At 61.1% G+C, this 21,396-nt stretch carries 19 protein-coding genes; 11 read left to right on the top strand and 8 right to left on the bottom strand.

Annotated features, from left to right (window positions below):
* The first annotated feature begins 54 nt into the window (after nucleotides 1-54).
* The 3 genes from HB393_RS07675 to HB393_RS07665 all read left to right on the top strand — a co-directional run bounded on the left by HB393_RS07675 (nucleotide 55) and on the right by HB393_RS07665 (nucleotide 3,121).
* Nucleotides 55-390, top strand: a complete 336-nt coding sequence (locus HB393_RS07675; protein ID WP_213804589.1) for a hypothetical protein — start codon at nucleotides 55-57, stop codon at nucleotides 388-390.
* 162 nt (nucleotides 391-552) lie between these two features.
* Nucleotides 553-1,647, top strand: coding sequence for a hypothetical protein (locus HB393_RS07670; RefSeq protein WP_213804588.1), 1,095 nt, complete (start codon nucleotides 553-555; stop codon nucleotides 1,645-1,647).
* Nucleotides 1,648-1,741: 94 nt separating this feature from the next.
* On the top strand, nucleotides 1,742-3,121 hold the full coding sequence (locus HB393_RS07665; protein WP_255550904.1) for an MATE family efflux transporter: 1,380 nt from the start codon (nucleotides 1,742-1,744) through the stop codon (nucleotides 3,119-3,121).
* A 135-nt stretch (nucleotides 3,122-3,256) separates the two neighbouring features.
* Here HB393_RS07665 and HB393_RS07660 read toward each other — a convergent pair whose 3' ends face one another.
* The 5 genes from HB393_RS07660 to HB393_RS07640 form a co-directional block, all read right to left on the bottom strand.
* Nucleotides 3,257-4,561, bottom strand: a complete 1,305-nt coding sequence (locus tag HB393_RS07660; RefSeq protein ID WP_213804586.1) for a nucleotide disphospho-sugar-binding domain-containing protein — start codon at nucleotides 4,559-4,561, stop codon at nucleotides 3,257-3,259.
* A gap of 873 nt (nucleotides 4,562-5,434) precedes the next feature.
* Complete coding sequence (locus tag HB393_RS07655; protein WP_255550903.1) at nucleotides 5,435-6,775, bottom strand: M20/M25/M40 family metallo-hydrolase; 1,341 nt, start codon at nucleotides 6,773-6,775, stop codon at nucleotides 5,435-5,437.
* 48 nt (nucleotides 6,776-6,823) lie between these two features.
* Nucleotides 6,824-8,980: an FUSC family protein gene (locus tag HB393_RS07650; protein WP_213804584.1), complete on the bottom strand. Its 2,157-nt coding sequence runs from the start codon at nucleotides 8,978-8,980 to the stop codon at nucleotides 6,824-6,826.
* 65 nt (nucleotides 8,981-9,045) lie between these two features.
* On the bottom strand, nucleotides 9,046-9,981 hold the full coding sequence (locus tag HB393_RS07645; RefSeq protein WP_213804583.1) for an EamA family transporter: 936 nt from the start codon (nucleotides 9,979-9,981) through the stop codon (nucleotides 9,046-9,048).
* 96 nt (nucleotides 9,982-10,077) lie between these two features.
* Nucleotides 10,078-12,186, bottom strand: coding sequence for a M13 family metallopeptidase (locus tag HB393_RS07640; RefSeq protein WP_255550902.1), 2,109 nt, complete (start codon nucleotides 12,184-12,186; stop codon nucleotides 10,078-10,080).
* 255 nt (nucleotides 12,187-12,441) lie between these two features.
* Between HB393_RS07640 and HB393_RS07635 the strand changes: the two genes are divergently transcribed.
* A complete protein-coding gene (locus tag HB393_RS07635) occupies nucleotides 12,442-13,968 on the top strand; it encodes a hypothetical protein (protein WP_213804582.1) in 1,527 nt (508 codons plus the stop codon).
* 150 nt (nucleotides 13,969-14,118) lie between these two features.
* Entirely contained in the window at nucleotides 14,119-14,724 is a 606-nt protein-coding gene (locus tag HB393_RS07630) for a PEP-CTERM sorting domain-containing protein (protein WP_213804581.1), read from the top strand.
* Nucleotides 14,725-14,791: 67 nt separating this feature from the next.
* Here the strand turns inward: HB393_RS07630 and rpsT are convergent, their stop codons facing one another.
* Nucleotides 14,792-15,070, bottom strand: coding sequence for a 30S ribosomal protein S20 (gene rpsT / locus HB393_RS07625; protein ID WP_213804580.1), 279 nt, complete (start codon nucleotides 15,068-15,070; stop codon nucleotides 14,792-14,794).
* Nucleotides 15,071-15,350: 280 nt separating this feature from the next.
* On the opposite strand from rpsT, the gene HB393_RS07620 reads away from it, so the two are divergent.
* Nucleotides 15,351-15,881 carry a DinB family protein gene (locus HB393_RS07620; RefSeq protein WP_213804579.1) on the top strand — a complete coding sequence of 177 codons (531 nt, stop codon included), beginning with the start codon at nucleotides 15,351-15,353 and terminating at the stop codon, nucleotides 15,879-15,881.
* A gap of 23 nt (nucleotides 15,882-15,904) precedes the next feature.
* Here the strand turns inward: HB393_RS07620 and HB393_RS07615 are convergent, their stop codons facing one another.
* On the bottom strand, nucleotides 15,905-16,270 hold the full coding sequence (locus HB393_RS07615; RefSeq protein WP_213804578.1) for a PIN domain-containing protein: 366 nt from the start codon (nucleotides 16,268-16,270) through the stop codon (nucleotides 15,905-15,907).
* Nucleotides 16,267-16,461 carry a type II toxin-antitoxin system VapB family antitoxin gene (locus HB393_RS07610; protein WP_213804577.1) on the bottom strand — a complete coding sequence of 65 codons (195 nt, stop codon included), beginning with the start codon at nucleotides 16,459-16,461 and terminating at the stop codon, nucleotides 16,267-16,269. The genes HB393_RS07615 and HB393_RS07610 overlap by 4 nt, the downstream gene beginning before the upstream one ends.
* Nucleotides 16,462-16,769: 308 nt before the next feature.
* Between HB393_RS07610 and HB393_RS07605 the strand changes: the two genes are divergently transcribed.
* The 5 genes from HB393_RS07605 to HB393_RS07585 all read left to right on the top strand — a co-directional run bounded on the left by HB393_RS07605 (nucleotide 16,770) and on the right by HB393_RS07585 (nucleotide 21,337).
* Nucleotides 16,770-17,807 (top strand): PhoH family protein, encoded by a 1,038-nt coding sequence (locus tag HB393_RS07605; protein WP_213804576.1) that lies wholly within the window; start codon nucleotides 16,770-16,772, stop codon nucleotides 17,805-17,807.
* 115 nt (nucleotides 17,808-17,922) lie between these two features.
* On the top strand, nucleotides 17,923-18,510 hold the full coding sequence (locus tag HB393_RS07600; protein ID WP_213804575.1) for a TetR/AcrR family transcriptional regulator: 588 nt from the start codon (nucleotides 17,923-17,925) through the stop codon (nucleotides 18,508-18,510).
* 75 nt (nucleotides 18,511-18,585) lie between these two features.
* Nucleotides 18,586-19,164 (top strand): hypothetical protein, encoded by a 579-nt coding sequence (locus tag HB393_RS07595; protein ID WP_213804574.1) that lies wholly within the window; start codon nucleotides 18,586-18,588, stop codon nucleotides 19,162-19,164.
* A gap of 206 nt (nucleotides 19,165-19,370) precedes the next feature.
* On the top strand, nucleotides 19,371-19,871 hold the full coding sequence (gene ybeY, locus HB393_RS07590) for an rRNA maturation RNase YbeY (RefSeq protein ID WP_213804573.1): 501 nt from the start codon (nucleotides 19,371-19,373) through the stop codon (nucleotides 19,869-19,871).
* A complete protein-coding gene (locus HB393_RS07585) occupies nucleotides 19,868-21,337 on the top strand; it encodes a hemolysin family protein (protein WP_213804572.1) in 1,470 nt (489 codons plus the stop codon). Before ybeY ends, HB393_RS07585 begins: the two co-directional genes overlap by 4 nt.
* Nucleotides 21,338-21,396: the final 59 nt, after the last annotated feature.

Genomic DNA, 21,396 nt, shown 5'->3' with positions numbered 1-21,396 from the left:
ACTGCAACGGATCGGAAATCTCGGCTTCGGTCGTCAATTCAATCAAGGTGCCTCATGAAAAGTGACACGCTCAAGAACCTCCTCCTGCTCATCATCGCGATAGCGCTGATCGCCATCGCCGTCAGACCATACGCCCAACCTCCTGCCGCGCAGGCCCAATCCGTCGCTCCCTATTCCTTCTTCATCGAACCGGGAGTTCAGATGCTGCGCCAGCCCGACGGTACCGGCCAACTCTATGGGAGAGTCATAGTAGACCTTCGTAACGGAAAAGTCTGGGGCTTCCCGACATATGGCCTCGATACCTACCCCACCAATCCCCTCGAAGGCAAACCCACCACCTCGCACCCCTTCCAGCTCGGCAAGTTCGCCTTCGAGGACACCTCCAAATAACCCCGCAAACATCGCACCTGCCCGGCTCCGATTCGCAGGTAAGAACGCCACCAAGGACGTTCCCGCATTTTCAGCATCCAAGAAGACAAGTCACACGATGCGCCTGCTTCCTTAACAACCCGGGTGGAGCATCCCTCCACCCCAACGCGACCTGAGCCAACCATGCCAATCCGCAGCAAAATCTCGACCCGGCTCCTCCTCGCCCTCGCTGCCGTCCTCCTGGTGGTGGCTCTGCTCTGGCTTCGCTGGCCGGCATTCCACAAGGGAACGCCGCCCTCGCTCGACCAATCCGCCCCCCTTGGCTCCCCTCCCGCGGCCACCGCGGAAGACCCCACCGCCGTCTACGCGCACAATCTCCTCCTCCGCAAAGGCTCCACCTTCCGCGTCTACATCCGTTGGATCCGCGGTCAGATGCTCCCCACGCACCCCGGCGTCAACCCGTCCCTGGACGACCCCAAGTCCTTCATCTTCGTCATCCAGAAGGGCGTCGTCCACGCCAACCTCGGCGATATCGGCAACTACCTCAACTCCGCCGTCCCGGCCAAATTCCCCCTGCAGAAGATCAACATCACCGGCGAGGGGGATCAGCTCAAGATCTCCGGCATTCTTCACAAGCTCATGCTGCCGCTCCCCGTCGAGATGGCCAGTACCGTCTCCTCGACGTCCGACGGACGCATCCACCTTCACGTCACCAAAATCAACGTCCTCAAAGTCCCCGTCAAAGCTCTCCTCGGCGGCCTGCATGTTCAGATCGATGACGTCATGGGCTCCACTCCACTTGCGGGCGTCCAGGTCTCCGGCAACGACCTCTTCTTCGACACCCCCAAGCTCCTTCCGCCGCCCTACATCCGCGGCCAGCTCACCGGCGTCAGCGTGGACCGCCCCGACCTCGTCCTCATCTACGGCAACTCCCGCAACGACGAAGCCCGCCTCGCACAGTGGCACAACTTCCTAAAGCTCACCGGCGGCACCCTGGACTTCGGCAAACTCACCATGCACAACGCCGACCTCACCCTCGTCGACGCCTCCGACGATGCCTGGTTCGACCTCGATCTCGTCAACTATCAAGCCCAGCTCGTCGACGGCATCAGCCGCATGACGCCCCAGGCCGGGCTCGAGATGTTCATGCCCGACGTCGATCAACAACGCCAGAACAAATCCGGCAAGAGCATCACCCTCGAGTGGCTCAGGAATCGCAATCAGTCCCTTCCGCCTGACATTCCCGTGAAGAAGCCCGACACGCCAGTAAAAAAATAGAGAATCCATACGTTCTGCAAATCCCGGCCACGCAGTGAGATATCTTGGATATCTCCTTCCATCTGCCATGTCGATCCGTCGTGAAATCCCGCCTATGCTTCATCTCGCCCTTCCGCTCGTCCTCGCCGAAATCGGCTGGATGGTCATGGGCATCGTCGACACCATCATGGTCGGGCACCTGCCCAACTCCGCCGTAGCGCTCGGCGCGGCAGCCCTCGGTCAGGTCATGTACCATACCCTCGCCTTCGGAATCGGTGGCGTCCTCCTCGGCCTCGATACCGTCCTCTCTCAGGCCTTCGGCGCAAAGCGCATCGACGACGCCAACCGCTCGCTGCAACACGGCCTTGTGCTCGGAGCCGTCCTCACCGTCATCCTCATGGGCATCGTCGCGCTCATGCCCATCGGCTTCTCGCGCCTCCATACCGATCCTCAGATCCTCGCCGGCAGCGTTCCCTTCCTCAACGCCCTCAACTGGGGCACACCCGCGCTCATTCTCTGGCTCGTCCTGCGCCGCTACCTGCAGGCCTTCAACCACGTTCGCGCCATCGCCTTCACCCTCATCTCGGCCAACATCATCAACGTCGCCTTCAACTGGTTCCTGATCTACGGCCACCAGTGGGGTCCCATCCACATCCCCGCCTACGGAGTCGTCGGCTCCGGCTGGTCCACCATGCTCTCCCGCTGCTATCAGGCCATCGTCATGCTCGCCGCGATCTTCTACTACGACCGCCGCCACAGCTACGGCCTCTTCAAGACCAAATGGCGCTGGGAGCCCGCCCGCCTCCGCGAGCTCCTCTCCCTCGGCGGTCCCATCGGCGCGCAGATCTTCGTAGAGATCGCCATCTTCGGCGCCGTCACCGCCATCATCTCCACCTTCGGCGCACTCCCCCTCGCCGGACACCAGATCGCGCTCGACTGCGCCAGCTTCACCTTCATGGTCCCCATGGGCATCAGCACCGCCACCAGCGTCCGCGTAGGACAGGCCATCGGCCGTGGCGACGCCGCAGGCGCAAAAGCCGCTGGCTGGACCGGCATTCTCCTCTCCAGCATCTTCATGCTCACCGCCTCGTGCGTCTTCATCGCCATCCCCTCCACCATCGCCCGCGGCTTCACGCCATCCCCGCAGGTCATCGCGGCAGCCGTCCCGCTCATGTTCATCGTCGCCATCTTCCAGCTCTTCGACGGCCTCCAGATGACCGCCACCGGAGCCCTGCGCGGCGCAGGCAACACCAGCATCGGCTTCTACGTCCACCTCTGCGCCTACTGGGTCGTCGGCCTTCCCGTCGGCCTCTACTTCGGCATGCGGCATCACCTCGGGGCGGCCGGCCTCTGGTCAGGACTCTGCCTCGGCCTCATCCTCGCCGGAATCGCCCTCACCTCTATCTGGCATCGCACCACCGCCCAGCTCGAGACCATCATCGCCAGCCACAAGGCCCGCCCATCCCTGGCAAACCCCGCCCCCATCCCTAACTAAAATGCTGACTGGTGCACAAGCAGAATCGACAAGAATGCAAACGACGGCTGGAAGCAATCCCAGCCGTCGTTGCCGTGCATCAACAGATTCTGACCGCTAAGCTGGAGAAGGTCTTCGTCTAAGGAAGAGCGCCTCTTACGCACGCGAGAGCTCAATAGTACGGTTCTCGATGGCTTGTTCAAAGGCGCGTTCAATCGCTTCCGCTGCGACGTCCAGCCCGCGGCGCTTCGCGATCACGTTTCTGAAGTACCGCGCCTTCTCGCGATAAGCGGGAGTGTACAGAACCTTCTCAATCAACTCGTGAAGGCCCTCGACAGTCAGGTCGTCGATCTCAAGGACCTCCCCAACTCCGTGGTAGGCGATGCGGAGAGCGACGCCGAACTGGTCATAGCCGATCGGAATAGCCACCATCGGCACGCCCTGCGCCAGCGACTCAAGCGCCGTATTGAGTCCGGCGTGAGTAATGCACAAAACGGAAGCCTTGAGCAGTTCGAGCTGAGGAGCCTTGTCGACGACGATCACGTTGGGCGGGATGGGGCCAAGCTCGGCGAGCCCGATATGGTCCCCCTTGGCGAGGACCACCTGGACCTCAGGAACCTCTGCCACTGCGGGCAGTATCGTCTTGTAGATGCTAGCGAGGCCGTTGACCAGGGTTCCCAGGGAGGCATAGACCAGCGGCCTGTCATCCAGCTTCTCCCACGGAAACGGTATGTGCTCGCGTGCTGCCTCGTCAAAGAACGGCCCGGCATAGTGGAACTCCGGAGGCCAGGGAATCCCGGGAAGATCGAACTCCTTGGGCGTCTGCGACACGACCGCCGCGGCCTGTCTGGAGATGGTTGCAGCAGGATCGCTCCAGTCCAACTGCAGACCGGTCCGCTCCGCATAAGCTTCGGCGAGATCCTGCGCGATTCCGTAAAATGCGTTGTCGTTCTTCTTGAGCGCCTCGAGATTGCGTGCGCGCCCCTCGGAGGTATCCTCGTACCTCCCCGGCACGACAGAAGGAGGCGTGGTGCCGGAAAAGTCGATATTCAAAATGGCCCACACATGCGCATACGGAATGCCCATGCTGATGGGAACGAGTTCGAGGTACATATGGACGGTGTCGATCACCAGCGCCTCAACGCCTGCGCTGGCGAGTACGCGCGGCAGGTGCTGCGCCGCCAACTGGAACAGGGCTCTGCCCGCCCCCTGAATCGTCCAGTGGGTTACCTCCGGGCCATGAAGTTTGGCAGCAGGAGCGAGAATGCCCGCGGAAGATCCTGCAGGCAGCTCCTCGTCGCAGTAGGAGACGAAGTTTAGTCCGGCGGCGCGGGCGTAGGGGCCGACATCGGGAATCCCGATGAAGACGATATCGTGTCCCCGGGACTGCAATTTGCGGGCCAGCGCGATCATCGGATTAAGATGACCGGTGAGCGGCATACTAACAAAACCAATCTTCATTTTAAGGTGCTCTCCATTTCGTGGTGTCCCGCATCCGGCAGAAGTACTGCGGCCAAACCCCAGAGGCGCCGGCGAACGCGTTCCATGTACTGAGAGAGACAAACATCAAACGAAAATATTCCGACTGGTCGGAAATTTACAACCAGTCGGTCGAAAAACATCTATTATTGGTTGTATCAATCCGGGGGGCGAAGCCCAAGCCGTCGGAAGCACGGTAAGCTTGGGGCAATCAAGTTTATTGTCATCCTGCACCATACGATGAGCAAGATCCCAATCAAGGCTTAAGCTCAAAGGAGACCCACATAAGGTCTCCTTTGAGAACATCTAATTGGGGCCTCTTTGAATCCCTGCACTCGGGCGGGGGCCGGTTTTCCGGCGGGGTCAACGCATGGCACTTTAGCCATCCCATTCGGACACTGACTTGTTTAGTATGCTCCTTTATTGAGCGTCAATAATAAACTCGTTGTGCGTCTTCTAAGGCTGATGCCTATTTTTGCATTTGACGTCTGTTGTTTTGAGACCTGACCATCTGCGCTGGCGATCCCGATCCCAACCTCGGCCCTCACTTAGAAAATTTCCCGTCAAAAACACCAGCAAAACGCAATGTCAAGCCCCAAAACCACTTAACCCATTCCAGATCAGTCAGATCGAAGTGGCACTGGAGTTATGCTCCAACCAATAAAATAGAAGTAGAAGTAATAAACATCCGCTCAGTGCGGACGCACTCAGGTTCTTTATCAACTCAAAGACTTCGCGCTCACCAGCAACGAGCCGCCGCCTTAAAAAGTCCAAAAGCAACCCGTCTGAATCGAAGAATTTGCGCAAAAGGACGGGGGGAGGGGGTGTCAGACCGGAGCCCACCCGCCGGGGGGCCTAGCTCTTCCCCAGCCGGTACATCAGCAGCGCCATCCGCTTCGACTGCCGTGGCAGAGAGTCCAGCGCCACCGTCTCGCCCTCAGCATGGGCCCCGTCGCCGATCGCTCCCGTTCCCACCAGCCCCGGAACATACGGCGCCACAAAGGCAATATCGCCCGCGCCGCCCAGCATCGGATCCATCACCTCTTGCGGATCCAGCGCCAGCGTAGCGTTCACCTCGTTCAACTGCTTCACCAGCGCGCGGCTGCCGTCCGTCTCCGCCATCGCCGGATAGCCCTCCTGAAACTCGATCGTCGCGCCCGCCTTCGCCAGATGGTCCGCAACGATCGCCTTCATCTTGGCCTCGACCCGCTCCGTCTGCTCATTGCTCAACGTCCGCAGATCCCCCAGCGCCAACGCCGTAGGCGGAATCACATTGCTCTTACCCGTAGCCGTGCCACCGGTACCAGTCTCATTCAACTTCGCCGTCGCGCCGCCCAGCACCAGCCCGACGTTGAACGTCAGACCCTTCTCCGGTAACTGCGTCCGAAACTGGTCCAGAATCCGCGTAAGCTCATAGATCGCCCCGTACCCCATCGTGTCGCGGAAGATCTGCGACGAGTGACCAGTCCGCCCCGTCGTCTCCAGCTTCCAGCTCAGAGAACTCCGCCGCGAGATCCGGATCATGTCCTTCCCATCGATCCGCGAGTCGTTCTCGAACTCCAGAGCCACATCGCTATGCTTCGCCGCATCGATCATGTCCTTCCGGCTGATGCTCACCGGCTCGCCATGACGCTCCTCGTCGCCGCTCAGCACAATCGTGATCTCCGCCTTGTCCAGCGCGCCCGCGGTCTTCATCGCCTTCAGCGCCGAGAGCATCACCACCAGCCCGCCCTTCATATCGTTCACGCCCGGTCCGGTCGCGACCTTGCCATCCGTCCCAGGAACGATCGTGTACTTCTGAAAGCTACTGCTCGGCTCGAACACCGTATCCATATGCCCGATCAACAGCAGCCGCTTGCCGCACTTGCCCGCTCCCGCCGCGCAAGGATGCTCCGCGACCAGATCTCCGGCCCGCTTGTCGAACGCCTCCATCGGCACCCAGCGCACCTTGAACCCCAGCGCCTCGATCTGCGGCATCACCACGTCCTTCACCGCGATCACGCCCGGCAGATTCATCGTGCCGCTGTTGATGTTAACCAGTCTCTCCAGCAAAGCCACCGCAGCCGGACTCTCCGCATCGATGGCCTTCACCATCGCCGTCTCCACCGTAGAAGGAGCAGCACTCTGAGCCTGAGCAAGGAATCCAGAAGACAAGCCAGCCACAGCCAGCAGGGAAGCACTAAAGATACTGTTCATATGGGCGGAGAATATCACGCACCGCATCGCCGGCAAACTCGCCTGCTCTCAGGCAGTCTCCTGCAGCATCTCCGCCGCGGCTCTCTCCATCACACCTGTCTGCCGCTCCATCCGCAGGATCTGCTGCTCCGCGACTCCGCCTCGCGCCGCCTCAACAGCCTCCTTTGGAGCAACAACGATCGCCGCAGAGCCATGACCAACAAGGACTCCGCTCACCGCCTCCAGACGCGCCGCAACCGCCTCGAGACGTCGAACCGCCGCTGCATCGCGCATCCCCACGCCCTGCAACGTAGTCACACTCCGCGTCAGCCTCCGCAGATAGGTCACAAAGGTCAGCGCCGTCATCTTCACATCCTTGCCGTTGGCACTCTTCCGCCCGAACGAAGGCTCCAGCATCAGCCTGTCCAGCGCCTCCTCCGCATCGTTGATCGCCAATCCGCACAGCCTCCGCGCTGGAGCCATCACCTCGCGGTCCGCGACCGTCCGCTGTCCATCCGCCACCGTCCAGAACCGCAGCATCGCCCGCACGTACGCTGCATCCGCCGCTGCTCCGCGCCCCAGCAGCAGACCCAACTGCGTCTGCTCCCGCTCCGGCCAAAGCAGCCACATCGCCGCCAGCGACACCATCGCGCCCAACACCGTCGTCGCCATCCGCACTTCGGCAAAGTGCCAGTCCTGCAGATGCGGCAGACTCATCAGCACAAACGTCGGAGTCAGGAAGAAGCTGTACCATCCATAGTCCACCGCGTACGTCGCCAGCGTCAGCACCGATGTCACCGTAATCACCGCGATAATCCCCGTCTGGCTATGGATCGAAGCCGCCAGCAGCGCCGCGAGCACGCCTCCTGCGATCGTCCCTCCAACCCGCTGCAGACTCTTCCGCAGCGTCCCCGATCCATACGGCTGCAGCACGATGATCGAAGTCATACCCAGCCACGAGCCATGGCTCACATGCGCCATCCGCATCAGCAGAACGTCCGCTCCGCCGACCACCGCGATGCGCAGCGCATGACGCATCATCAGCGACTCGCCCGTCCAGTTCGCCCGAATCGCATCCATCCAGCCCGATCCCGCCTCCACGCCCGCGTTGCGCCTCGCCAATCCCTCCCATCGCGCCGCCGCTCCTCCAGCCCGCACCTCGGCTCCGCTCCACACTGCTCGAACGGCCTCGAACGCAATCTCGATATTCTGCAGCGCATCCCGCTCTTCGACCAGCAGATGTCCCAGCATCGCAGCCTCTTTCGCGCCATGTGGTTCAATCGCCTCCGCTCGCCGCCGCACATGCTGGATCGAGTGCGAACCCTCCGGAGCAAACGACGTTCCGCCATCCTCCGGACGATGCTCCAATCCACGGCTCACCGCATGCTCCGCGGCACTCAGCCAGCGGAAGGCATCCATCAGCACCGCCTCTGCACCGTCGTCTTCGATGCCCTCCAGCAGCTCCGTCCAGCGGATCGTCTCGGAGAACAGGATGTCCGCGGTCTCCAGCAGCACCGTCAGATTGCGCGCCCGAACTGTCCTCGCCGTGGTCCGCGCCGCGGTCGTCTCCAGCGCTCCGCGTGCCGTCTCCATCGCGATCCGCATGTTCCTCTGGAACTCATGCGTCCGCACCCTCGCGGCCTCTCGCTCCGGGCTGTGCGAAGCCGTCCTCCTCACCGTCGCGGCAAAGTTCGCTAGCACCTGATAGCAATCTGCCACGCCGCGCCGCGCAGGGCGGAACGGATCCACTGGCCAAAGCCCGAGGCTCAACACCGCAGCCCAAGCTCCTCCCAGCACAAACGCCAGCGCATTCCCCAGCGCCTCGCTCAGGACGTGGGTTCCACCGCCATACCCCGCAAAGTACAGCACCAGAATGATCACACTCGTCGAAGCCACCGGCTGCGCAATCACACGCGCAAACGTCGCCACAAAGCAGAACGCCGCTGTCACCACGCACGCCAGCGCCAGAGGGGTGTTGGAGATCGCCCCAACGACGCACGCCACGGACCCACCTGCCAACAGCGTCGCAATCGTCCGCAGACGGCTCCTGTAAGGACCGCCATTGTCCACCAGAATTGCCTCGAACCCACCCAGCGCCGCCCAACCCATCGGCTTGTGCAGCATGCTGCACACGGTCATTGCCGCCGCCACCGCGACACCCGCGCGCAGCCCCCGTGTCCACTGCAGCCTCCGCACCACCCCGCCGAAGCTCGTCCACACTCCCATTCCCCTAAGTCTATCCGTAGCGCTGTTCGCCGCCGATCAACTCAAGGACAATGGATACAAATCGTCTAAACCAGCATCTCCGGCAGTGCCGCGCTCTCGCCGCCTACATGCGTCTTCGAGTGCGTCGTCAGCGTAATCGCCGCTGTCAGGATCAACCCGCCTCCGACCCAGGCGCTCGGCCCCAGATGTTCATGCAGCACCAGCACTCCCAGCAGGCTTCCGATCAGTGGTTCCATGTTCAGCAGCACGCCCGCCTGCGAGGCCGGAACCTGCGTCATTCCCCAGTTCCATAAGAGCGTCGTCGAGGCCGTACACAGCACGCCGCTGGCCGCCAACGCCATCCACGCCTTGCCCGAGACCCCCGTCACCGGTGGCAATCCATATCGCAGTGGAACCCACACCGACAGCATCAGCAGACCCAGGACCAGCCCATACACCGTCACCACCACATGGCTGTGCCGGGTCATCAACCGCTTGTTCAACAAGACCCAGAACAGCGAGATCCCCACCGATGCGACCACTAACAGATCTCCCGCCAGCGAAGCCTCTCCTTTGCCCACACGATGCGCTCCCCCCAACGCAATCAACGCCGCTCCGCACGTCGAGCCCGCCAGCGCGATCCATCCCACACGGTCCATCCGTTCGTGCGCGAAGACCATCGCTCCCAACGCCAGGATCACCGGCATCGTCCCTACCATCAGGGCGGCATGGCTCACCGTCGTCATCGACAGCCCATAGAACTGCAACAGAAACTGCAGCGGCACTCCTAGAAACGAAGCCACCGCCAGCAAACCCCACTCCCGCCCCTTCAACTGCGGACGATGCGTCACCAGCAGAGGCAAAAACGCTACGAAGCCAAACAGAAAGCGGTACAACACCATATGGGCGAAGCTCATCTCCGCCAGCGCAATCTTTCCAAAGAAAAATCCGCAGCCCCACAACGAACTCGCCAGCGCACACGCCCCAAACCCCAGCGCCCGATGCCTTTGCAACTCAGCCATACTTCCACTTTCGCACAACCATCACAAGCACGAGCGCGGATCAAGAACGAAGCAATGTTCTTAATCCGCGCTTACCCGGGAAGATCCGCGCTCGCCTTACCAGACCCTACAGCTATTGGCCGGAACCATCGGTGTGCCCTTCTTGCATCCAAACGCGTCCGCAAACCCTGGTTGGTTCACAATCGCGCCATTCGCACGGAAGTGGTCCGGAGAGTGAGGATCGGTCAGCACCTGGTTCCGCACCTGCTCCGGCCGCGCGTTTTCGCACCAGTTCTGTGCATAGCCGATGTACAGCCGCTGTGGCGCGGTGTATCCGTTCACCTTGGCATTCAGGTCGACGCCATTCACCTTCGCCCGCTCCAGGTATGCCATGTACGCGAGCAGCAGGCCACCGTTGTCCGCGGTATTCTCGCCCAACGTCAGCTTGCCGTTCACCTTCACATCGTCGACTGCTGTGAAGCCGCCATACTCATTCACCAGGCAGTCCGTCCGCGCTTCGAACTTCTTCGTATCCTCCGGCGTCCACCAGTCGGACATGTTGCCCTTGGCGTCGAACTTCTTGCCCTCATCGTCGAAGCCATGGGTCAGTTCATGCCCGATCACCGCGCCGATGTGACCATAGTTGGTCGCGTCGTCTGCGCTCTTGTCATAGAAAGAAGGTTGCAGAATCCCCGCCGGGAAGTTGATGTCGTTCATGCTCGGATCGTAGTAAGCGTTCACCGTCGGCGGAGTCATCCCCCACTCGCTGTGATCCACCGGCTTGCCGATCTTGCCCAACTGGCGGTCGTTCTCGAACGCGGTCGCCCGCAGCGTATTGCCCAGCGCGTCGTCCGGCTTTACCTCCAGTTTGGTATAGTCGCGCCACTTGTCCGGATAGCCGATCTTGTTGGCTACCGCATGCAGCTTCTCCTTCGCCCGCAGCTTCGTCGGGGCGGACATCCAGTCCACCTGGTCGATATCGCGGCCCATTGCCGCCTCGATGTCATGCACCATCTCCAGCATCTTGGCCTTGCTGTCTCCGGCAAAATACTGCTCTACGTACACCTTGCCCAGCGCCTCGCCGAGCGCGCCGTTTACTGCATTCGAGCAGCGCTTCCAACGAGCTGCCTGCTCCGGCTGGCCGGTCAACTTGCGCCCATAGAAGTCGAAGTTCTCTTCATCGAAGACCTTCGGCAGCCGCCCCGCCGCTGTCGTCAACAGGTGATAGCGCATGTAAGCCTTCAGCGTATCCAGGTCGGTCACTCGGATGGTCGTCAGCAGGGCAGGGAAGAACTGCGGAGTCGCGTTGTTGATCTCGCTCACCTTCGGCGACGCGACCCCCTCTTCGAACGCATTAAAGTTCACCCCCGGCAGGCTCTTCTCGAAGGTCGCAATCGGCTGCAGGTGGTAGACCTTCTCCGGGTCGCGCAGATCGACCACGCCCATGGAGGCCTTTGCCAGAGAGGTCTCCATCGCCACAATCGCGGTCGCATCCTTCAGCGCCTGCTGAGGCGAGCTTCCCGCCAGCGTCAGCATCTTCGTCACATGCTCGAGATACTGCTTGCGAATCTGTTCGTCCTTCGCCCCCGCGCGCAGGTAGTAGTCCTTCTCCGGCAGCCCCAGTCCACCCTGCTGGATGGAGGCGATCTGCTTGGAGGCATCCTTGAAGTCCTGCTGCTCCCCATAGCTGAAGAACACATCCACGCCCATCCGCTGCATCCTGCCGATCAGTCCGGCCAGTTGCAGCTTGTTCTTCAAGCCGTCGATCTCGTCCAGCATCGGCTGCAGAGGCGCCAATCCCTTCTGGTTGATGGCGTCGGTATCCATGCACGCCTTGTAGTAGTCGCCGATCTTCTGCGCATCGGGCGAACGCCCCGCCCCGCCCACGGCCGCTTTATCCAGAATTCCGCGGAGGGACTGTGTGTTGACGTTATATAACTCATAGAACTGATCCACCCCGGACTGATCCGCCGGAATCGGATGATTCGCTGCGAACTTGCCGCAGGCGAACTTGTAGAAGTCATTGCACGGATCGGCCGCCGTATCCATCGACGTCGCATCGAAGCCCGGGACCGGTAGGTACACCTGCGTCGGCTTGTCCGATGTACCTGTAGCCGCTGTGCCACTCTGTGCGACCGCCGTCGCCGCCCCAGCCGCCATCGCGGCCGCCAGACCTATCGCGTGCAGGTCTTTCGACCACCTCGACATCTTCCGCCCCTTCGCCATGCAATCCTCCTCGAAACGATATTCACTGCAATAGCCCTTTGTATCACTGCACACGATGTCTCCGCGAGGCTCATCCACCGCCCACGCCGAAGACCCTCCGTTGTGGCATCCATTGTCTCCTCTCTTCCGTCTGTGAAAGAGTAGGACTACGCACGTTCAGTAAGGGACCAGTACGCACACAACGCCATGCCAGTTCCCATCTCATCCACCGTGCATCCTGGGTGTCCTCCTCGTAGGACTCTCCCGACTTTTCTTTTGTCACTCCTGACGCTGCTCGCTCCAGCCCCGATCCTCGCCAAAAATCCCCAGCCCGCGAACCGGATCCCGCTCGAAACTCTGGGCTTTCAGCCGATCTCCTCCCGCTATCTCCTCGCCGGCAGCTCCATGCTCACGGTCCACTATGTGGATGACACCCACCTCCTCGTCACCTTCGCGGCCCGCCGCCTCATTCGCCGCATCCCCGGCGACCCGCCGACCGACCAGGACCACAACACCGACGCCCTCCTCCTCGAGCTCCCCAGCGGACGCATCCTCGCCCGCACCGAGTGGCTCTTCCACGACCACGGCCAGTACCTCTGGAACCTCGGTCACGGACAGTTCCTCCTTCGCAACCGCGACACCTTCACCACCTTGTCGCCCCTGGTCAACCTCGCCCGCGGCCACGCCTTCGATCAGCGCGCCTTCATCAACAGCAGCCGCCACATCGTCGCCGTCATCCTCTCCCACGACAACAGCCTCCTCACCATCGAGAGCACGGACCCGCTCCCCGTCGTCGATCCCACACCCACCTCGATCTCCACCGCGCCTCCGCCCTTCGTGGAAGATCCTCCCCCTCCCTCGAAGGTTCAACTCAACTTCTACCGCATCCTGCCGCCGGCCAGCCCCGACGGACAGGTCATCGCCACCTCCGCCGGTGGTGTCATCTCCCGCAACATCGTCGAACTACCCGTTAACTCCTCCGGAATGCTCAACGTTCTCGATCAGGGACACCAGCGCTGGGCCTTCGACTTCCACGACCACACCGGCAAGCTCACGGAGCTCAGCCTCTACGACTCCACCTGCCGCCCGCTGCCCGTCTTCGTCAGCGCCAGCGAGTTCGTCAGCTTCGGCTGCCACGGCGGCACCGCCCGCCAGCAGATCGCCGGATTCAACCTCCGCGGCGAAGAGATGTGGGAGCAGACCCTCTACGGTAGCTACGTCGCCCCCCACCTCGAGTACGCTCCCGCCGCCGGCCGCTTTGCCCTCAGCCGCGTCCTCATGAACGCCGCCGCCATCCCGACCGACTTCCTCGTCCCGTCCATGCTCAACGGCCAAACCATCGACGTCTATCAAAATGACAGCGGAAAACCTCTGCTCCATCTCGACTGCAACCCCATCGTCCGCGCCAACCAGAACTTCGCCTTCTCCCCCGACGGTATGGAGCTGGCCATCGTCCGCGAGGGCGCCATCGAGATCTACCGCCTTCCTCCACTCGGTGCGGCGGACAAAAAAGCCCTCAAGCTCGCCGAGGCATCCGCCCCTCCGCCCAATAACGCCATGATCGATCTCTCGTTCCTCTCCCGCTCCCGCGACTCGGACAAGGCGGCCGTCCAGCAGGTCTCCCAGGACACCGTCGAGAACGCCGGCCAGGCCATCACTCCCCCCTCCGACCCAACGCCACCCACATCTCCCGCGGACTCCCCGGTGACGGCCACAGAGACCTCCGACGAACCCCAAAAGCCCCGCAAGCCCCCCACCCTCTACAACCCACCCGCCCCCAGCGCCGACGAACCACCCCATTAGCCCAAAACAAGGGTCCGGGAAAACGGACGATTACTTTGCTCATATCATGTGGTTTAACTTGTGATGAACGTACCCGTGCGCCTAATGTCTGATCCACATGGGCCCAGCAGAGAAATCGTTCGATGGATCTTCAAAGGAAGAGTAAATTCCATGAAAAAATTTAAACTGTCGTCAGCCGCTGTCATCTTTGCAGTAGTGGCTACGTTATTCACCTTTTCCGGTTCAGCCGCTGCCGATACCTATCAGATATTCGATTTGAGTGGACCGGATAATCTATTTGGCTCTCTCCTCGGCATTACCGCAGCAGGCGACGTCGTTGTTTACCGGAGTAGTTTCAGTGACTATCTCACCTTCAGTAACGGCGCGCTTGTAAGCACGACGAATACATCTCCATTTGACGTCTTCGACAATGGCACTCCCTGCTCTGTTCCCGCTGGGTTCCTAATTGCTGGTGCTTCCGTCTGCAATAACGGGCGTACCTTCTTCGGAAGCATCGGCAATCCCAACGGAGAGCCGACGGGAGCCTATGCAGGGCCTCCTTCTGGCCTCACTTTTATAACTGCCAACTTCGATATCGCTACCCCACTCTTGAACTCTTCCGGGGATATTGTTTGGTTGGATTTCCAACGTGAACGCATGTATCAAGCGATCAACGTCACCAGTCAGGTGCCCGAACCAGCCAGCCTCCTGCTTGTAGGCACAGGCTGCGCTTCGTTCCTCTACGGAATACGAAGTAAATTCAGCCAGCCAGCATGACAAAAAAGCCCAGATCGGCATCCGCCAATCTGGGCTCTTCTACTCTTACGAATTCAACCTCTAAATCTTAAGCAGCCTTCGCAGTCGCAACAGCCTTCACACGAGCATTCAGACGGCTCTTATAGCGGCTGGCAGTGTTCTTATGCAGAACACCCTTCTGCACGCTCTTATCGAGCACGGAGACCGTCTCGCGATAGACCTCGCCCAGCTTCTTCGCGTCGCCACCGGCGATCGCCTCGCGCAGTGTACGCAGCGTGCCGCGCAGCTTGCTCTTGTTGGCGCGGTTCACCGCGGTCTTGGTGATGGTCTGACGCGTGCGCTTCAACGACGAAACATGATTTGCCATAAACTCTCTTCTCTAAGCCCGGATCGATAGCTCGATGTCTGGGGAATTTGGGTTGCAGGCCAGAAAGCTGGTTACGGTCACAGCCTTGGTCCAATTCAGTCTTTAGTTCTGAATTCAGTCCGCCGCACACCCTGCAATCACTAAGTCTACGGAAAGGCTGTCCGCAGGTCAACCGCGAAACATAGCCGAAACTCCTCATTGACACTCACACCGCCGAATCCTATGGTTAGGCGAAGGCTGGGGCAATCCAACCTATTCCAAACATAGAGAAAGAACCTACATGAAGATCCTGATTCATCTGACCCTGATCGGTCTGTCCCTCTCCCCGGTTTTGCATGCTCAATCCGTAGCAAATCCCGTCGTCTCCAGCGCCCGCGAGATCTACGATCGCCAGTCCAAATTCATCACCGCCGCCGCCGAGCAGATGCCTGCCGACAAATACGGCTACCACCCCACCCCCGGCCAGTGGACCTACGGCAAGATCGTCGCCCACGTCCTCCAGGCAAACAACGCCGTCTGCGCCATGCTCGCCGACACCCCCGCCCCCACCGGCCCCAAGGTCTCCGAGACCGACTCGAAGGAGGTCCTCGTCACGGCCCTCAAGTCCTCCTTCACCTTCTGCGACAAAGCCCTCACCAACCTCCAGGACGCCAAGCTCGGCGACACCATCACCTACTTTCGCAACACGCACCCACCCCGCGCCCGCGCCCTCTTCGAGCTCACCGACGACCTCGAAGACCACTACTCCCAGATGGCCAGCTACCTCCGCCTCAACGACATGGTTCCCCCGTCCGCGGCGCCCAAGAAGTAGCCCCACCACAATAACGCGACCCCTCAGGGCGTCTGTCCGGAAGCAAGCCTCGCAGCTACCTCGGCCAGACGCCTATCGCGCGTCCAGAGCAGCGCATCCGGTGTCAGTTGAACCGCGGTCATCAGATGGGCGTCGATATATCCAATCCCCACCCCAAACAACGAACGGTCGCGGATAAACCCCAAAACCTCGTCCTCGCTCGCCACCGCTGCCTTTGGCAGATCCTGCAACGCCCCTAGGACCACCTCGCGCTGCTTCAGACTGCCCATCGCCAACTCCCCAATCACAAAGGGATGGGAGAGAACCTGCCCCGTCTCCAGTAGTCTCTTCACAGCGTCGTCCCCAGCGCGAAGATGATCCACCCACACCGAAGTATCGATAAGGATCACTTGACCTCGCGCCGCCGGACGACCGGCATCAACGCTGGTTCGCTCCCCCCAAGCCGGGCCAGCCGCCGTGCGCTCTCTCGCTCAATCAACGCCTTCAGCGCCTCCCGGATCAGCGCCGACTTTTCGTTCAATCCTGTGAAAGCAGTAGCCTTCGCTACCAATACATCATCGAGCGCAACAGTGGTCCGCATAGATCGTCCTCGGTTCAGGCACATAAAATAGCATCAAACGATGTCTAAAATGATGCCCAAGCTCTGGCCTGAAACTATGCCACGCAACCCCAACCCTCCGCCCCACTTCATCATTTCACTTGACGCCCTCATCTTCACGTTCTAATCTGTGCCCATCTTCGACACACGCTTGGCACGACTCGCCAATCCGTCGCAGTCCAGTAAGCGCACCCTCCGCGCTGCCTCCTCCCGTCCGCTTCGTCTCCAAATCAATTGCATCCAATCAGTAGCCCTAACCCAGCTCGTCCTGACGGAGGTCAGACCCCAGATTGAATAAAAAAGTCATCGAAATCACCCCCGGTATTGAGCCCCTGTACGGGACCCGCGACGAAAACCTCCGCCTCATGGAAGATGGCCTGCACGTCGCCATCGATCTTCGCTCCGACGCTATCCACGTTACCGGCGAGCAAGCTGCCACCGAACGCGTCGCCGGTATCTTCACCGACTTCGATGCCCTCCGGAAATCCGGAGTCAATCTCCACAACGGCGAACTCAACGGCATGCTCAAGCTCGTCATCGCCGACCCCGCCGTCACCCTCCGTTCCCTCGTCGAAACCGGCAAGCAGCGCTCCGCCGGCGTCAAACGCATGGTTCAGCCCCGTTCTCCCAATCAGCGCAAGTACGTCGAGGCCATCGAGCAGTCCGACATGACCTTCGGCCTCGGTCCCGCCGGCACCGGCAAGACCTACCTCGCCGTTGCCATGGCCGTCTCTGCTCTGGTTGCTAAAAAAGTCAGCCGCATCATCCTCGTCCGTCCCGCCGTCGAAGCGGGCGAGCGCCTCGGCTTCCTCCCCGGCTCCCTGCAGGAGAAGGTCGATCCCTACCTCCGTCCCCTCTACGACGCTCTCTACGATCTCCTCGACCCCATGAAGGTCGATAAGCTCCTGGAGTCCAACGTCATCGAGGTCGCACCCCTCGCCTTCATGCGCGGCCGTACCCTCTCCGACGCCTTCATCATCATGGACGAGGCCCAGAACACCACCAACGAGCAGATGAAGATGTTCGTCACCCGCCTCGGAAACAACTCCAAGGCCGTCATCACAGGCGACCTCACCCAGATCGACCTGCCCAACCCCAAGAAGTCCGGCCTGCTGGAAGCCCTCCACGTCCTCGATGGCGTCGAAGGCATTCGCTTCTGTCACTTCGAGGACGTCGACGTCGTCCGCCACCACCTCGTACAGCGCATCGTCCGCGCCTACGACAGCTACGGCAAGGCCCAGCAGCAGCTTCCGCTTCCCATCGGGGAGGCCGCCCTCGCCGGCGCACCGCTGGTCGCAGGGTCCAAACCCCTCCCCAAACCGCAGTAAATAAAGCGTGTCGCACCTTCGTCAGGTTATCTGACCTGGCGAAGGTGCGCCCAGGGATCTTCATACCAGTTGCGTCCGGCTTGCATGTCTACCAACTAGTCGGTAATATAGGTGCATGGCCGGTTCAACAGCAGAACGGATTCTCGACGTCGCGCACAAACTCATCGCGGATCGCGGGTACGCCGCATTCAGCTACGCCGACATCGCTAGCGAGGTAAAGGTAAGCAAGGCGACGATCCATCATCACTTTCCCTTGAAAGAGGATTTGGTCGTAGCTGTACTAAGAAGACACCGGCAGCGCCTAGGGGAGGGGCTTGCCCAGATGGATGGTGCGGCATCCGACCCCTTCGATCGCCTGACCTACTACATGAAATATTGGGAGGCCTGCATCCAGAAAAAGACAGAACCAATCTGCATTGCAGCCCTGCTTGGCGCGGAGCTGCCGTCCTTGCCGGCGGACGTTGCAACGGAGGTTCGGTTTCATTTTGCTGATCTCCATCGCTGGCTTCAACAAACACTAGAGCTTGGGGAAAAACAGAAGAGTATTCGCCTGACACAGGCTACCTCCAGGGAAGCAGATCTGCTGATGGCAACGGTGCATGGAGCCATGATCTCTGCTCGTGCGTACCAATCCTCCGCTGTATTTTCACAAATCGTAGATGCAACGCTCCAACGTCTTTCTCCGGCAGCTGTCTCCGCCTAGGAGAGCTTTTTTTTGAACGTATATGTTGACCAACTAGTAGGTCAACATAGAAACCGCAGATCAAAGGAGTTCCTAATGGTTTTAGATCAGACGTCTCACAGCACCCGATCCTCAGAACATTTTCTTCGCAACCTGTACTTCACCCGGACGGTAGTCCAAATCGCGTGGGCCGGCACTGTGCTGGCAACCGCCCCTGCTTCGCCTCGTTTGGGCGTGCTTCTCGTACTGCTCTACCCCGTTTGGGATGTCGTCTGCACAGTACGGGATCTGCGTTTAAATCCCCAGCCGGCATCGAGGGGGCTTCAACTGGCGAACGCGTTCCTCGGCTCCGCAGCCGCAATTGCCGTTGGAGTATTTGGCGCCATGCAACTGCGGTACGCTGTCGCTGCATTCGGACTGTGGGCTCTACTGGCGGGTCTGTTACAGCTCGGAGTAGGCTTGGCCCGTCGCCGGTCGCTGAAGGGCCAGTGGGCGATGATTCTCAGCGGCGCACAATCGGCGCTCGCAGGCGCGGTATTTCTTGTAAATGGACTCCAGGAGAAGATGCATATCAAAGACTTGGGTGGATACGCCATCTTTGGCGGCGTCTACTTCTTGATCGCAGGTCTTTTGCTTAACCGCAAAGGACAGAATGAAAAGGCAGTGGCAAACTGAAGCTTCAGAACCACCAGACAGTACAAGAGGGGTGCGATGCGGCGGGAACACCCCTCTTGTACCTTTCAGGAAGGAATGTGCGTGCCTCTGCCGTCCACCGCAGTCGGTCCACGGCGGCAGGTTGATCTCTTCCCACATCACTCCCGCCAATGAGATACCATCGTCCTTAGAGGGCGGATACGCTCTCGGCTCGTTCCTTGCTGCCGATGATCACCATCGAACCCCCAAGTACTCCTCCCATCCCCGCGCTGTCGAAGCCCAGCCTCACACGCTTCCTCAACCGCGCCCGCACTGCGGTCGGCCTCTCCGGCGAGGTCGATGTCCTGCTTACCTCCGACGTCCAGCTCAAGAGCCTCAACCGCTCCTTCCGTGGCAAGAACAAAGCCACCGACGTCCTCAGCTTCCCCACACCGCCTGAAATCGCGGCTCAGCACGCCGGCGACCTCGCCATCTCCCTCGACACCGCCACCCGCCAGGCCGCCACCTACGGCCACCCCCTCGACGTCGAGGTAAAGATCCTTCTCCTTCACGGTCTGCTCCACCTCGCCGGGGAAGACCACGAGACTGACACCGGCCAGATGGCCGCTCGCGAGTCCTCCCTCCGCGCCAAGCTCAAGCTTCCCGGCAGCCTTATCGACCGCGTCACCAATCCCCTGAAGCCCCAGCTCAAGCCCCGAACCAGGCCCATCCGGAAGGCCAGCCGATGACGCCTATCTACGGCATCTCCCTCATCCTGCTTCTGGCCATCCTCGCTCTGGTCGCCTACGTCGACCGTATCTACTTCGAGATGGGCAAGTTCCTCTCCCGCGAGTACCAGGACAACATCGACTCTTGGGAGGAGGTTGTCGAACCCCGCCTCCGCCTCGGCCGCGAATCCGTCGCCCTCTCCGTCTCCGTCCTTCGCCAGCTCACCATCGCGACCCTAGCCCTGCTCTCCGGGCTCCGACTTTACACCCACACCACCCTGCTTCCGACGCTCGTCCACACCCCGGAAAAATGGGACATCGTTCGCACCGTCTTCGAGCTCGTCCTGCTGATCCTCGTCTTTGACCGGCTGGTGCCGCAGCTTCTCTTCACCCGCACCCGCGGCCTCTGGATCGCCCGCATCCGCGTCGTTCTGGAAGTCCTCTTCTACATCATCCTTCCCATTACCATGCTCCTCCAGCTCCTCCTCTCCATCGCCGCCCTCGCGGAGCCCGAGGACGCCACGGAAGAAGAGCACCCCTCAGAGGCCATGGACGCTCTGCTCGAAGCCGGCGAAGAAGAGGGCATCCTCGAAGAGTCCGACCGCGAGCTCGTCCGCTCCGTCATCGAGTTCGGCGACAAGGTCGTCCGCGAGGTCATGACACCTCGTCCCGAGATCATCGCCGTCCCCGGAACCCTTACCCTGCAGCACTTTACCGAGGTCATCCATCAGTACGCCTTCTCCCGCGTCCCGGTTTACTCCACCTCCCTCGACAACATCACCGGCATCGCCTTCGCCCACGACCTCCTGCACATCGCCGACACCGAGGCCCGCCACCGCACCGTCGCCCAGATTCAGCGCCCAGTCGCCTTCGTGCCCGAGACCAAGAACGTAGCCGAACTCCTCCGCGAGATGCAGCGCGAGAAGCAGCACATGCGTGTCGTCATCGACGAGTACGGCGGAGTCGCCGGCCTCGTCACCATCGAAGACCTCCTCGAAGCCATCGTAGGCAACATCGCCGACGAGCACGACGACACCGAGGCCGACGACGCCCCCATCCGCGAGCCTAACGGAGCCTACACCGTCTCCGGCTCCTTCGAGCTCTCCCGTCTCCGCGACCTCTTCGCCGACCAGTTCGAGCCCGCCCACAAGCCCCACCTCACTCGCCCCGCCGAAGACGGAGAGCCCCACGATCCCGAAGACGAAGCAGGCGACGAAGACAACGAAGCCGCCGACATCGAGGCCGACATCCGCCGCATCGAGAACCGCGAACCCCGCGACACCCGCGACGACCCCACCGCCCTCCGCCTGCCCGAGCACTACGAGTCCACCACCATCGGCGGCCTCGTCTCCGAGATCGCCGGCCACATCCCCCTCCCCGGCGAGGTCATCGAAGAAGACGGCCTCCGCCTCGAAGTCCTGGCCTCCACCGACCGCCGCGTAGACCGCGTCCGCATCAGCCTCCTCCAGCCCTCCACCGAGTCCTAGGCAAACCCATCTGCACAAATAGAGCCAGAAGCAAAAAGCCCCGCCGAAAAGGCAGGGCT

Source organism: Granulicella sp. dw_53 (assembly GCF_018449545.1).
Taxonomy (GTDB): domain Bacteria; phylum Acidobacteriota; class Terriglobia; order Terriglobales; family Acidobacteriaceae; genus Edaphobacter.
Note: the sequence above shows the minus strand (reverse complement) of the source record. Positions and strands in the feature narration are given on the sequence as shown.

Coding starts and splice junctions, on each gene's coding strand:
- HB393_RS07675 (WP_213804589.1), top strand. CDS start 55: ATGAAAAGTGACACGCTCAAGAACCTCCTCCTGCTCATCATCGCGATA.
- HB393_RS07670 (WP_213804588.1), top strand. CDS start 553: ATGCCAATCCGCAGCAAAATCTCGACCCGGCTCCTCCTCGCCCTCGCT.
- HB393_RS07665 (WP_255550904.1), top strand. CDS start 1,742: ATGCTTCATCTCGCCCTTCCGCTCGTCCTCGCCGAAATCGGCTGGATG.
- HB393_RS07660 (WP_213804586.1), bottom strand. CDS start 4,561: ATGAAGATTGGTTTTGTTAGTATGCCGCTCACCGGTCATCTTAATCCG.
- HB393_RS07655 (WP_255550903.1), bottom strand. CDS start 6,775: ATGAACAGTATCTTTAGTGCTTCCCTGCTGGCTGTGGCTGGCTTGTCT.
- HB393_RS07650 (WP_213804584.1), bottom strand. CDS start 8,980: ATGGGAGTGTGGACGAGCTTCGGCGGGGTGGTGCGGAGGCTGCAGTGG.
- HB393_RS07645 (WP_213804583.1), bottom strand. CDS start 9,981: ATGGCTGAGTTGCAAAGGCATCGGGCGCTGGGGTTTGGGGCGTGTGCG.
- HB393_RS07640 (WP_255550902.1), bottom strand. CDS start 12,186: ATGGCGAAGGGGCGGAAGATGTCGAGGTGGTCGAAAGACCTGCACGCG.
- HB393_RS07630 (WP_213804581.1), top strand. CDS start 14,119: ATGAAAAAATTTAAACTGTCGTCAGCCGCTGTCATCTTTGCAGTAGTG.
- rpsT (WP_213804580.1), bottom strand. CDS start 15,070: ATGGCAAATCATGTTTCGTCGTTGAAGCGCACGCGTCAGACCATCACC.
- HB393_RS07620 (WP_213804579.1), top strand. CDS start 15,351: ATGAAGATCCTGATTCATCTGACCCTGATCGGTCTGTCCCTCTCCCCG.
- HB393_RS07610 (WP_213804577.1), bottom strand. CDS start 16,461: ATGCGGACCACTGTTGCGCTCGATGATGTATTGGTAGCGAAGGCTACT.
- HB393_RS07600 (WP_213804575.1), top strand. CDS start 17,923: ATGGCCGGTTCAACAGCAGAACGGATTCTCGACGTCGCGCACAAACTC.
- HB393_RS07595 (WP_213804574.1), top strand. CDS start 18,586: ATGGTTTTAGATCAGACGTCTCACAGCACCCGATCCTCAGAACATTTT.
- ybeY (WP_213804573.1), top strand. CDS start 19,371: ATGATCACCATCGAACCCCCAAGTACTCCTCCCATCCCCGCGCTGTCG.
- HB393_RS07585 (WP_213804572.1), top strand. CDS start 19,868: ATGACGCCTATCTACGGCATCTCCCTCATCCTGCTTCTGGCCATCCTC.